General features: G+C 46.2%; 9 protein-coding genes and 1 pseudogene. 9 read left to right on the forward strand and 1 reads right to left on the reverse strand.

Annotated elements, in window-relative coordinates; all coding sequences use genetic code 11:
* From RH46_RS21735 to rpoC, 9 genes are all read left to right on the forward strand, one after another.
* Nucleotides 1–124, forward strand: a 124-nt coding sequence (locus tag RH46_RS21735) for an EF-Tu C-terminal domain-related protein (RefSeq protein ID WP_006878397.1), incomplete at its 5' end; no start/stop codon positions are given.
* 274 nt (nucleotides 125–398) lie between these two features.
* The gene (secE, locus tag RH46_RS05520; protein ID WP_006878398.1) at nucleotides 399–779 is read left to right on the forward strand and encodes a preprotein translocase subunit SecE; all 381 of its coding nucleotides are present in this window, start codon (nucleotides 399–401) and stop codon (nucleotides 777–779) included.
* Nucleotides 780–792: 13 nt separating this feature from the next.
* Complete coding sequence (gene nusG, locus RH46_RS05525) at nucleotides 793–1341, forward strand: transcription termination/antitermination protein NusG (protein WP_004415884.1); 549 nt, start codon at nucleotides 793–795, stop codon at nucleotides 1339–1341.
* A gap of 183 nt (nucleotides 1342–1524) precedes the next feature.
* Entirely contained in the window at nucleotides 1525–1953 is a 429-nt protein-coding gene (rplK, locus tag RH46_RS05530; RefSeq protein ID WP_006878399.1) for a 50S ribosomal protein L11, read from the forward strand.
* 4 nt (nucleotides 1954–1957) lie between these two features.
* Nucleotides 1958–2659: a 50S ribosomal protein L1 gene (gene rplA / locus RH46_RS05535; RefSeq protein ID WP_006878400.1), complete on the forward strand. Its 702-nt coding sequence runs from the start codon at nucleotides 1958–1960 to the stop codon at nucleotides 2657–2659.
* Nucleotides 2660–2960: 301 nt separating this feature from the next.
* A complete protein-coding gene (gene rplJ / locus RH46_RS05540) occupies nucleotides 2961–3455 on the forward strand; it encodes a 50S ribosomal protein L10 (protein ID WP_006878401.1) in 495 nt (164 codons plus the stop codon).
* Nucleotides 3456–3512: 57 nt separating this feature from the next.
* Nucleotides 3513–3881, forward strand: coding sequence for a 50S ribosomal protein L7/L12 (gene rplL, locus RH46_RS05545; RefSeq protein WP_004747612.1), 369 nt, complete (start codon nucleotides 3513–3515; stop codon nucleotides 3879–3881).
* Between the two features lie 231 nt (nucleotides 3882–4112).
* Entirely contained in the window at nucleotides 4113–8141 is a 4029-nt protein-coding gene (gene rpoB, locus RH46_RS05550; protein WP_006878402.1) for a DNA-directed RNA polymerase subunit beta, read from the forward strand.
* 74 nt (nucleotides 8142–8215) lie between these two features.
* On the forward strand, nucleotides 8216–12418 hold the full coding sequence (rpoC, locus tag RH46_RS05555; protein WP_006878403.1) for a DNA-directed RNA polymerase subunit beta': 4203 nt from the start codon (nucleotides 8216–8218) through the stop codon (nucleotides 12416–12418).
* An 85-nt stretch (nucleotides 12419–12503) separates the two neighbouring features.
* Here the strand turns inward: rpoC and RH46_RS22400 are convergent.
* Nucleotides 12504–12763, reverse strand: a pseudogene (locus RH46_RS22400) (hypothetical protein); the annotation flags it as partial.

Genomic DNA, 12763 nt, shown 5'->3' on the forward strand with positions numbered 1-12763 from the left:
TGATAACATCAAGATGACTGTTGAACTAATCGCTCCAATCGCGATGGACGAAGGTCTACGTTTCGCAATCCGCGAAGGTGGCCGTACAGTTGGTGCTGGTGTTGTTGCTAAGATCTTCGCTTAATTCTTACGAATTAGCTAAAGTCTTCGGAAAATCTTGGAATAAGATTTGACGAACCAGTAGCAAAAAGGGCATCATTTGATGCCCTTTTTCTGCACTATACAAAATGTCGCTTTCATTGGTGTGAAAACGAACATTAAGCAGGATTTTTTGGTTGAGGTGTTGCGTCTCAGTCAATAAAAGAGTACGTCAGTCTATTTTGATTGTCGTTTAATGGATTTGCCCTGCAACAGCGGGGTTGTTGTCGTCTATATTAAGACTTAGACAGGTTGGTTTTATGAAAGCAAATAATGCTGAAACTCCTGATAGCTCAAATGGCGCAGATATCTTTAAGTGGATTGTCACTTTTGTTCTGTTAGCTGCCGCTGTTGTGGGTAATTACCTGTATGGTGAAATGTCTGTAGTTATTCGTGCTGCAGGTGTTGTTGTGCTAATTGCTGCGGCACTTGGTGTTGCTGCTACAACAACTAAGGGTAAAGCTGCGATTGAGTTTGCAAAAGAATCTCGTATGGAAGTTCGTAAAGTTGTTTGGCCTACACGCCAAGAAACTATGCAAACTACTTTAATCGTTTTAGCTGTAAGTATTGTAATGGCTCTAGTGCTTTGGGGCATCGACGGCATCATGGTTCGTCTTGTTGCTCTAGCAACTGGGGTATAGAGGGTTTTAATTCATGAGTGAAGCTCCAAAAAAACGCTGGTATGTGGTTCAAGCCTTCTCTGGATTTGAAGGCCGTGTAGCCCAATCTCTTCGTGAGCATATCAAAATGCACAGCATGGAAGAGCTGTTTGGTGAAGTTCTGGTCCCTACTGAAGAAGTAGTGGAAATGCGTGCAGGTCAGCGTCGTAAGTCTGAGCGCAAGTTCTTCCCAGGTTACGTCCTAGTTCAGATGATCATGAACGATGAATCATGGCACTTAGTACGCAGTGTGCCGCGTGTCATGGGCTTCATTGGTGGTACCTCTGATCGTCCAGCTCCTATCACTGATAAAGAAGCTGATGCGATTCTTAACCGTCTTGAGAAAGCAAGTGAAGCTCCTCGTCCACGTACTATGTACGAAGCGGGTGAAGTGGTACGTGTTACTGACGGTCCATTCGCTGACTTCAACGGTACTGTTGAAGAAGTGGACTACGATAAGAGCCGCGTTAAAGTGTCTGTATCGATCTTTGGTCGTGCAACACCAGTTGAGCTTGAATTTGGTCAGGTTGAAAAACTGGACTAATACTCTGATTTATAGAGTATAAAAAATCACCTTTTTAGGGTTGTACAAGGCGCGAATTATGACTATAATTTCGCGCCTTATTATTTTGGCTGAAGCGTAAGTTTCAATCCGAAATAAAAAGAATTTACATCAACGGGGAGCTGATCAGTTGGTTAGCGTTTGTACCCAAAATTAGGAATAATCATGGCTAAGAAAGTTGAAGCTTACATCAAGCTACAAGTTGCTGCTGGTATGGCAAACCCAAGTCCACCAGTTGGTCCTGCTCTAGGTCAACACGGTGTTAACATCATGGAATTCTGTAAAGCGTTCAACGCGAAAACAGAATCTATTGAGAAAGGTCTACCAACTCCAGTTGTTATCACAGTATACAACGACCGTTCTTTCACGTTCGTTACTAAGACTCCACCTGCTGCTGTTCTTCTTAAGAAAGCTGCTGGCATTAAGTCTGGTTCTGGTCGTCCAAACACTGAAAAAGTGGGTACTGTAACTGACGCTCAAATCCAAGAAATCGCAGAAACTAAAGCTGCTGATATGACTGGTGCTGACATCGAAGCAATGAAGCGTTCAATCGCTGGTACTGCTCGTTCAATGGGCCTAGTGGTAGAGGGTTAATAAGATGGCTAAACTAACTAAGCGCATGCGCGTAATCCGCGAAAAAGTTGACGTAACTAAAGAATACGAAATCAACGAAGCTGTAGCTCTTCTTCAAGAACTAGCAACTGCTAAATTCGTTGAGTCTGTAGACGTTGCTGTTAATCTTGGCATCGATGCTCGTAAATCTGACCAGAACGTACGTGGTGCAACTGTACTACCTCACGGTACTGGCCGCGAAATCCGCGTTGCAGTGTTCACTCAAGGTGCAAACGCTGAAGCAGCTAAAGAAGCTGGCGCAGACATCGTTGGTATGGAAGATCTTGCTGAGCAAGTGAAGAAAGGCGAAATGAACTTTGACGTAGTTGTTGCTTCTCCAGATGCAATGCGCGTTGTAGGTCAACTAGGTACTATCCTAGGTCCTCGCGGTCTAATGCCAAACCCTAAAGTTGGTACTGTAACTCCTAACGTTGCTGAAGCTGTTAAGAACGCTAAAGCTGGTCAGGTTCGTTACCGTAACGACAAGAACGGCATCATCCACACTACTATCGGTAAAGCAAACTTCTCTGCTGAGCAGATCAAAGAGAACCTAGAAGCTCTTCTAGTTGCTCTGAAGAAAGCTAAGCCGTCTTCTGCTAAGGGTACATTCCTGCAGAAAGTAAGCATCTCTACTACTATGGGTGCTGGTGTTGCTGTTGATCAGGGTAGCCTGAACACTCAAGCATAATTTATTTGCTTAGGCGCGAAATTAGTGTATAATTTTGCGCCTAATATTTGTGGTTGGGGCTGAACTTTGGTTCATCGAATTCCTCCCGGAATTCACTATGAATTATGACCCAGTCTCCGTCCAAGACCGTAGGTGTCTGAATTTGTTTTACAAATGATGGCTTAATTTTCCTACGTAGATGGTGCCCGAACTGACAGAAAGCTCTATGTAAATAGTTAACTTTCTTCTGGGAAGCACCTAAATAGCTCTCACTGTTGTGATAATAGTGAGTGGTGTAACGACAACCAGGAGTAAATCCAAGATGGCTTTAAACCTTCAAGACAAAAAAGCAATTGTTGCTGAAGTCAACGAAGCTGCCAGTGGTGCACTTTCTGCAGTTGTAGCTGATTCTCGTGGCGTTGAAGTGGGCGCAATGACTTCTCTACGTAAACAAGCTCGTGAAGCTGGTGTTTACATGAGAGTTGTTCGTAACACTCTAATGCGTCGTGCGGTTGAAGGTACAGACTACGCATGTCTAACTGAGACATTCACTGGTCCTACTCTAATCGCATTCTCTAACGAGCACCCAGGTGCTGCAGCGCGTCTTTTCAAAGACTTCGCTAAAGAGAACAAAGACTTCGAGATCAAAGCTGCTGCATTTGAAGGCGCGCTAACTGACGCTGAAGTACTAGCGACACTACCAACTTACGACGAAGCAATCGCACGCCTAATGATGTGCATGAAAGAAGCTTCTGCAGGCAAGCTGGTACGCACATTCGCTGCTGTCCGCGATCAAAAAGAAGAAGCTGCGGCGTAAGCCTTGCTTTTTTCTGGTTGCTTAATAAACTTATTGTTGATTTAAAAGAGAATTGTTATGTCTATTACTAACGAGCAAATCCTAGATGCAGTTGCAGAAATGTCTGTAATGCAAGTTGTTGAACTAATCGAAGCAATGGAAGAGAAATTCGGTGTTTCTGCTGCTGCTGCTGTTGTAGCTGGCGGCGCTGCTGGTGGCGAAGCTGCTGCTGAGCAAACTGAATTCGACGTAATCCTAGAATCTGCTGGCGGTAACAAAGTTGCTGTAATCAAAGCAGTACGTGGCGCAACTGGCCTAGGTCTTAAAGAAGCTAAAGCTCTAGTAGACGGCGCTCCTGCACCTCTTAAAGAAGGCGTAGAGAAAGACGAAGCTGAAGCTCTTAAAGCTCAGCTAGAAGAAGCTGGTGCAAGTGTTACTGTTAAGTAATTATTGCATAGTTTCTTAGCCTAACGGCTAATGGCTGGTGGTTTTATAACCACCGGCCTTTTTGCGCTGTAGGGGTTGGGTGATTTTTCCGCTGTTTGAGCACCCAAATACCTAGCAAAAAACATCTCATTTGCTCTTAATGCGATGTCACTACAATCAAACAGATATTTAGTCACTGTCTCATACTACCAGAGACAGTTTGGGTCACTTATCAGCGAGCTGAGGAACCCCATGGTTTACTCTTATACCGAGAAAAAGCGCATCCGTAAGGACTTTGGTACTCGTCCACAAGTGTTGGACATTCCATACCTGCTATCGATCCAGCTCGATTCGTTCGAAAAATTCATCGAACAGGATCCTGAAGGTCAATACGGTCTTGAAGCTGCTTTCCGTTCTGTATTTCCGATTCAGAGCTACAACGGCAATTCCGAGCTGCAATACGTTAGCTACCGTCTTGGTGAGCCAGTTTTTGACGTTAAAGAATGTCAAATCCGCGGCGTAACTTATTCAAAACCTCTACGCGTAAAACTACGCCTGGTTATTTTTGATAAAGACGCGCCAGCAGGTACTGTAAAAGACATTAAAGAACAAGAAGTCTACATGGGCGAAATTCCGCTTATGACAGACAATGGTACCTTCGTTATCAATGGTACCGAGAGGGTTATCGTATCCCAGCTGCACAGAAGCCCTGGCGTATTCTTCGACAGCGATAAGGGTAAGACCCACTCATCAGGTAAAGTTCTATACAATGCACGCGTTATTCCTTACCGTGGTTCATGGCTTGATTTCGAGTTTGATCCTAAGGATAACCTGTACGTACGTATCGACCGCCGTCGTAAGCTACCAGCATCTATCATTCTTCGCGCACTAGGTAAGACGACAGAAGAGATCCTGGACATCTTCTTCGAGAAGGTGAACTTCGAAGTTAAAGATCAAACTCTTCTAATGGAGCTTGTTCCTGATCGTCTACGTGGTGAAACTGCGTCGTTCGACATCGAAGCAAACGGCAAGACTTACGTTGAGACTGGTCGTCGTGTAACTGCACGCCACATCCGTCAGCTTGAAAAAGATGGCGTTGAGCATATCGAAGTACCAGTTGAGTACATCGTAGGCAAAGTTGCATCGAAAGATTACATCAACGAAGCGACAGGCGAGATCATTGTTGGTGCAAACCAGGAAATCAGCCTTGAAGCACTAGCTAACCTTTCTCAGGCAGGCCACAAAGCTCTACAGACGTTATTTACTAACGATCTAGACCACGGTCCGTTCATGTCAGAAACACTACGTATCGACAGCACTGTTGATCGTATTTCTGCATTGGTAGAAATCTACCGCATGATGCGTCCTGGCGAGCCGCCAACGAAAGAAGCTGCTGAAGCACTATTCGAAAGCCTATTCTTCTCGGAAGAGCGTTACGATCTATCGACTGTTGGTCGTATGAAGTTCAACAGCTCTATCGAACGTGAAGATGCTCAAGAGCAAGGCACACTAGATGAAACTGATATCATCGAAGTGATGAAGAAGCTTATCGCTATCCGTAACGGCATCGGTGAAGTGGACGATATCGACCACCTAGGTAACCGTCGTATCCGTTCTGTTGGCGAAATGGCAGAAAACCAATTCCGCGTAGGTCTAGTACGTGTTGAACGTGCTGTTAAAGAGCGTCTAAGCCTTGGTGACCTTGATGCAATCATGCCTCAAGACCTAATCAACGCTAAGCCTATCTCTGCTGCGGTTAAAGAATTCTTTGGCTCTTCACAGCTGTCTCAGTTCATGGACCAAAACAACCCGTTATCAGAAGTAACGCACAAGCGTCGTATTTCTGCACTGGGTCCTGGCGGTCTTACTCGTGAACGTGCTGGCTTCGAAGTACGTGACGTACACGTAACTCACTACGGTCGTCTATGTCCTATCGAAACGCCTGAAGGTCCAAACATCGGTCTGATCAACTCTCTATCTGCGTTTGCGCGTTGTAACGAGTACGGTTTCCTAGAGACTCCATACCGTCGCGTTGTAGATGGCGTAGTAACAGACGAAGTAGATTACCTATCTGCTATTCAGGAAGGTCAGTACGTTATCGCTCAGGCGAACACTGTTCTTACTGAAGAAGGCACATTTGCTGAAGAGCTAATCACAGCTCGTCAGAAAGGTGAATCTGGTCTACACCCACGCGAACATGTTGACTACATGGACGTTGCAACTAACCAGGTTGTATCTATCGCTGCATCGCTTATCCCGTTCCTAGAACACGATGATGCGAACCGTGCATTGATGGGTGCGAACATGCAACGTCAGGCAGTTCCAACACTTAAGGCTGACAAGCCTCTAGTTGGTACTGGTATCGAGCGTAACATCGCAGTTGACTCTGGTGTTACAGCGGTAGCGAAACGTGGTGGTGTAATCCAGTCTGTAGATGCTTCTCGTATCGTTGTTAAAGTTAACGAAGACGAGCTGATCCCTGGCGAAGCAGGTATCGATATCTACAACCTAACTAAATACACTCGTTCTAACCAAAACACGTGTATCAACCAGCGTCCATGTGTGATGCCGGGTGAACCTGTAGCGCGTGGCGACGTTCTTGCTGACGGTCCTTCAACAGACCTTGGTGAACTAGCTCTTGGTCAGAACATGCGTATCGCGTTCATGCCTTGGAACGGTTACAACTTCGAAGACTCGATCTTAGTATCTGAGCGCGTAGTTCAAGAAGACCGTTTCACGACTATCCACATTCAAGAACTATCTTGTGTGGCGCGTGATACTAAGCTTGGTGCTGAAGAGATCACAGCTGATATTCCAAACGTAGGTGAGTCTGCTCTGTCTAAACTAGACGAGTCAGGTATCGTTTACATCGGTGCGGAAGTTAAAGGCGGTGACATCCTTGTAGGTAAAGTAACTCCTAAAGGTGAAACTCAGCTAACTCCTGAAGAGAAGCTACTACGTGCTATCTTCGGTGAGAAAGCGTCAGACGTTAAAGATACGTCTCTACGCGTACCAAACTCAGTTTCAGGTACTATCATCGACGTTCAAGTATTTACTCGTGACGGTGTTGAAAAAGACAAACGTGCACTTGAAATCGAACAGATGCAGCTTAAAGAAGCGAAGAAAGACCTTACTGAAGAATTCCAGATTCTTGAGGGTGGCCTTCTAAACCGTGTTAAAGCTGTACTAATCGACGGTGGTTACACTGAAGCTAAACTAGATGCTATCGATCGTAAGAAGTGGCTAGAACTAACGCTTGAAGACGATGCTCAACAGACTCAGCTAGAGCAACTAGCAGAGCAGTATGACGAGCTACGTGCAGACTTCGATAAGAAGTTTGAAACTAAGCGTCGCAAGATCACACAAGGTGATGATCTAGCACCTGGCGTACTGAAGATCGTTAAAGTTTACCTAGCGGTTAAACGTCGCATCCAGCCTGGTGATAAGATGGCGGGTCGTCACGGTAACAAGGGTGTAATCTCTAAGATCAACCCTGTTGAAGACATGCCTTACGATGAAAAAGGTCAGCCTGTAGACATCGTACTTAACCCACTGGGTGTACCTTCGCGTATGAACATCGGTCAGATCCTAGAAGTACACTTAGGTCTGGCAGCGAAAGGTATCGGTGACAAGATCAACCAGATGGTTAAAGAGCAGCAAGAGCTAGCTAAGTTCCGTGACTTCCTACAGAAGGTTTACGATCTTGGTGAAACTCGTCAGAAAGTAGACATCGCGTCTCTATCTGATGATGAAGTTCGCACGTTGATCTCTAACCTACGTGGCGGTCTACCGATTGCAACGCCGGTATTCGATGGTGCTAACGAATCATCAATCAAAGAGCTTCTAAAACTAGGTGACCTACCAGAATCTGGTCAGCTAACGCTGTTTGATGGTCGCACTGGTGATGCGTTTGAGCGTCCTGTAACTGTTGGTTACATGTACATGCTGAAACTGAACCACCTTGTTGATGACAAGATGCACGCTCGTTCGACTGGTTCGTACAGCCTGGTAACTCAGCAACCACTTGGTGGTAAAGCTCAGTTCGGTGGTCAGCGTTTCGGTGAGATGGAAGTATGGGCACTTGAAGCATACGGTGCTGCTTACACGCTACAAGAAATGCTAACAGTTAAGTCGGATGACGTTAACGGCCGTACTAAGATGTACAAGAACATCGTAGACGGTAACCACAGCATGGAACCTGGTATGCCAGAATCGTTCAACGTACTGTTGAAAGAGATTCGCTCGCTAGGTATCAACATCGAGCTAGAAGACGAAGAGTAATCCCACGGGATTATTTGGTAGAAGGTGCTCACTTTTGCGGGTGAGCTCCTTTTAACTCCTTACAGGAGCTGATTGTGAAAGACTTATTAAACTTTCTAAAAGCGCAGCATAAGACCGAAGAATTTGATGCAATCAAAATCGGTCTATCTTCACCAGACATGATCCGTTCATGGTCTTTCGGTGAAGTTAAAAAACCTGAAACGATCAACTATCGTACGTTCAAGCCTGAGCGTGATGGTCTGTTCTGTGCGCGTATCTTTGGTCCAGTAAAAGACTACGAATGTCTTTGTGGCAAGTACAAGCGTCTGAAACACCGTGGCGTAATCTGTGAGAAGTGTGGCGTTGAAGTTACACAAACTAAAGTTCGTCGTGACCGTATGGGCCACATCGAGCTTGCATCACCAGTTGCTCACATCTGGTTCCTAAAATCGCTACCGTCTCGTATCGGTCTACTAATGGATATCCCTCTACGTGATATCGAACGTGTTCTTTACTTCGAAATGTACGTAGTAACTGAACCAGGTATGACTGATCTAGAAAAATCTCAGATGCTTACTGAAGAAGAGTATCTGGATCGTCTAGAAGAGTGGGGTGATGAATTCACGGCTAAGATGGGTGCAGAAGCGATCAAAGACCTACTTGCGTCTATGGATCTACCTGCTGAAATCGAAGAGATGCGTGAAGAGCTTCAGTCTACTAACTCAGAGACTAAGCGTAAGAAGATCACTAAGCGTCTGAAGCTAGTTGAAGCGTTCGTTCAATCTGGTAACAACCCAGAGTGGATGATCCTGACTGTGCTTCCGGTACTTCCGCCAGATCTACGTCCTCTAGTACCACTAGATGGCGGTCGCTTTGCGACTTCTGATCTGAACGACCTATACCGTCGCGTAATCAACCGTAACAACCGTTTGAAGCGTCTACTAGAGCTAGCTGCTCCGGACATCATCGTACGTAACGAAAAACGTATGCTGCAAGAGTCTGTTGATGCACTTCTAGATAACGGTCGTCGCGGTCGTGCGATTACTGGTTCGAACAAGCGTCCTCTGAAATCTCTTGCTGATATGATCAAGGGTAAACAAGGTCGTTTCCGTCAGAACCTTCTAGGTAAGCGTGTAGACTACTCTGGCCGTTCTGTAATCACAGTAGGTCCATACCTTCGTCTGCACCAGTGTGGTCTTCCTAAGAAGATGGCACTTGAGCTATTCAAACCATTCATCTACAGCAAGCTAGAGACTCGTGGTCTTGCGACTACAATCAAAGCTGCTAAGAAGATGGTAGAGCGCGAAGAAGCGATCGTTTGGGATATCCTGGACGAAGTAATCCGCGAACACCCAGTACTATTGAACCGTGCACCTACACTTCACCGTCTAGGTATCCAGGCGTTCGAACCAGTACTAATCGAAGGTAAAGCGATTCAGCTACACCCACTAGTATGTGCGGCGTACAACGCGGACTTCGATGGTGACCAAATGGCGGTTCACGTGCCTCTAACTCTAGAAGCACAGCTTGAAGCTCGTACTCTGATGATGTCGACAAACAACATTCTGTCGCCAGCGTCAGGTGATCCGATCATCGTACCTTCTCAGGACGTTGTATTGGGTCTTTACTACATGACTCGTGACAAGATCAACGTGAAAGGCGAAGGTATGTACCTTGCTAGCCCTGCTGAGGCTGAAAAGGCATACCGTACTAAGACTGCTGAGCTACACGCTCGCGTTAAAGTTCGTATCACTGAGACTGTTAAAGACGAAGATGGTAATAGCACTACTGAGACTAAGATGGTTGATACAACTATCGGTCGTGCAATGCTATGGCAAATCGTACCGGAAGGTCTACCGTACAGCATCGTTAACCAGAAGCTAGGTAAGAAGCAAATCTCTAACCTACTTAACGAAGCGTACCGTAAGCTTGGTCTGAAAGACACGGTAATCTTTGCTGACCAAATCATGTACACAGGTTTCGCTTACGCGGCACTTTCTGGTGTATCTGTTGGTATCGACGACATGGTTGTACCTGCAGCTAAGTACACTGAGATCGAAGAAGCGGAAGCAGAAGTTCGCGAAATTCAGGAACAGTACCAATCTGGTCTTGTAACTGCGGGTGAGCGCTACAACAAAGTGATCGATATTTGGGCATCGACCAACGATCGCGTAGCAAAAGCGATGATGGAAAACCTTTCATCTGAAACGGTAGTTAACCGTGACGGTGAAGAAGAGCAGCAAGAGTCGTTCAACAGCATCTACATGATGGCTGACTCGGGCGCTCGTGGTTCTGCAGCTCAGATTCGTCAGCTAGCGGGTATGCGTGGTCTGATGGCTCGTCCAGATGGCTCAATCATCGAAACGCCTATCACAGCGAACTTTAAAGAAGGTCTAAACGTACTTCAGTACTTTATCTCAACGCACGGTGCTCGTAAGGGTCTTGCGGATACGGCACTGAAAACAGCGAACTCGGGTTACCTAACTCGTCGTCTAGTAGACGTTGCTCAAGACGTTGTAGTACACGAACATGACTGTGGCACACACGAAGGTGTTGACATGATGCCACACATCGAAGGTGGTGACGTTAAAGTTGCACTTTCTGAGCTAGCTCTAGGTCGTGTAGTTGCTGAAGACGTTCTTAAGCCAGGTACTGAAGAAGTTCTGATTCCACGTAACACTCTAATTGATGAGAAGTGGTGTCAAATCATGGAAGAGAACTCAGTAGACAGCATGAAAGTGCGCTCTGTAGTTACCTGTGATGCGGACTTCGGTTGTTGTGCACAGTGTTACGGTCGTGACCTAGCACGTGGTCACCTAGTGAACCAAGGTGAAGCAGTTGGTGTTATCGCTGCTCAGTCTATCGGTGAACCGGGTACACAGCTTACAATGCGTACGTTCCACATCGGTGGTGCGGCATCTACTGCAGCAGCAGAGAACAGCATCCAAGCTAAGACAACAGGTACAGTTAAGCTACACAACGCTAAGTTCGTAACGAACAAAGACGGTAAGCTTGTAATTACTTCTCGTGCATCTGAACTAACTATCATTGATGAGTTCGGCCGTACGAAAGAGAAACACAAACTACCTTACGGTTCTCTACTGAGCAAAGGCGACAACGAAGCAGTTCAAGCTGGTGAAACAGTAGCGAACTGGGAAGCGCACACAATGCCAATCATCACTGAAGTGGCAGGTCGCATCCAATTCGTTGACATGATCGACGGTGTTACAGTTTCTCGTCAAACAGATGACCTAACTGGTCTATCTTCAAGCGAAGTAACTGAAGCGGCAGCTCGTCCAGCAGCAGGTAAAGATATGCGTCCAGCAATCAAACTTGTTGATGAGCAAGGTAACGATGTAATGATCCCTGGTACTGAAATGCCAGCTCACTACTTCCTACCTGGTAAAGCTATCGTTAACATCGAAGACGGCGCTGAAGTAGGTGTGGGTGATACACTTTCACGTATTCCTCAGAAGTCTGGCGGTAACAAAGATATCACCGGTGGTCTTCCACGAGTTGCTGACCTATTCGAAGCACGTAAGCCTAAAGAGCCTGCGATCCTTGCTGAGCACACAGGTACTGTGAGCTTCGGTAAAGAAACGAAAGGTAAGCGTCGTCTAGTTATCACTCGTGATGGCGGCGAGACGTACGAAGAGATGATTCCTAAGCATCGTCAGCTTAACGTATTCGAAGGCGAGAAAGTTGAACGTGGTGACGTGATCGCAGACGGTCCAGAGTCTCCACATGACATTCTACGTCTACGTGGTATCCACGCTGTGACTCAATACATCGCGAACGAAGTTCAAGAAGTATACCGTCTACAGGGCGTTAAGATTAACGATAAGCACATCGAAACTATCGTTCGTCAGATGCTACGTAAGTGTACTATTACTCACGCTGGTGACTCTGAGTTCCTAGCTGGTGAGCAAGTAGAATACGCTAACGTTAAGATTGCTAACCGTGCACTAGAAGCTGAAGGCAAAGAGCCAGCACGCTTCGAACGTGAACTACTAGGTATCACTAAAGCATCTCTAGCAACTGAATCGTTCATCTCTGCGGCATCGTTCCAGGAGACAACTCGCGTACTAACAGAAGCTGCGGTTTCTGGTAAGCGTGATGAACTACGTGGTCTGAAAGAAAACGTAATTGTAGGTCGTCTAATCCCTGCAGGTACTGGTTTCGCTTACCACCAAGATCGTCAAGCTAAGCGTGCAGAAGAGCAAGAAGGTCCTTCAGCTGAACAAGCTACTGACAACCTTGCAGCACTACTAAACGCTGGTTTCTCTGCTGACGAGTAATCGTTGAGTAAGAAATGACAAAAGGCACCTTCGGGTGCCTTTTTTGTTTTATGGGGAACTAGAACGGGCTTCGCCCTGCGAGAGTTTAGAGCGCTTCGCTTCGAGAACGGACTTCGTCCTGCGAGATGTTAGAGCGCTTCGCTTCGAGACCAGGCTTCGCCCTTTCGAGAGGAGCTTGTGGTGATTGGGTCGAATGTTGCAGGCAGTGCTGGCTAATTACTTGGTCTAATTGTCTGAATTTAAAAGAAAAGGGTTGACGTGTGCTGCCAACCCTTCCAAAATCTTCTCGCTTCTCGCTTCTCGCTTCTCGCTTCTCGCTTCTCGCTTCTCGCTTCTCGCTTCTCG

It is taken from the genome of Vibrio brasiliensis LMG 20546 (assembly GCF_000189255.1).
In the GTDB taxonomy this organism is placed as follows: domain Bacteria; phylum Pseudomonadota; class Gammaproteobacteria; order Enterobacterales; family Vibrionaceae; genus Vibrio; species Vibrio brasiliensis.

Excerpts from the sequence above, each read along its gene's own strand:
- secE (WP_006878398.1), top strand. The coding sequence starts at position 399 with ATGAAAGCAAATAATGCTGAAACTCCTGATAGCTCAAATGGCGCAGAT.
- rplJ (WP_006878401.1), top strand. The coding sequence starts at position 2,961 with ATGGCTTTAAACCTTCAAGACAAAAAAGCAATTGTTGCTGAAGTCAAC.
- rplA (WP_006878400.1), top strand. The coding sequence starts at position 1,958 with ATGGCTAAACTAACTAAGCGCATGCGCGTAATCCGCGAAAAAGTTGAC.
- rplK (WP_006878399.1), top strand. The coding sequence starts at position 1,525 with ATGGCTAAGAAAGTTGAAGCTTACATCAAGCTACAAGTTGCTGCTGGT.
- nusG (WP_004415884.1), top strand. The coding sequence starts at position 793 with ATGAGTGAAGCTCCAAAAAAACGCTGGTATGTGGTTCAAGCCTTCTCT.
- rpoB (WP_006878402.1), top strand. The coding sequence starts at position 4,113 with ATGGTTTACTCTTATACCGAGAAAAAGCGCATCCGTAAGGACTTTGGT.
- rplL (WP_004747612.1), top strand. The coding sequence starts at position 3,513 with ATGTCTATTACTAACGAGCAAATCCTAGATGCAGTTGCAGAAATGTCT.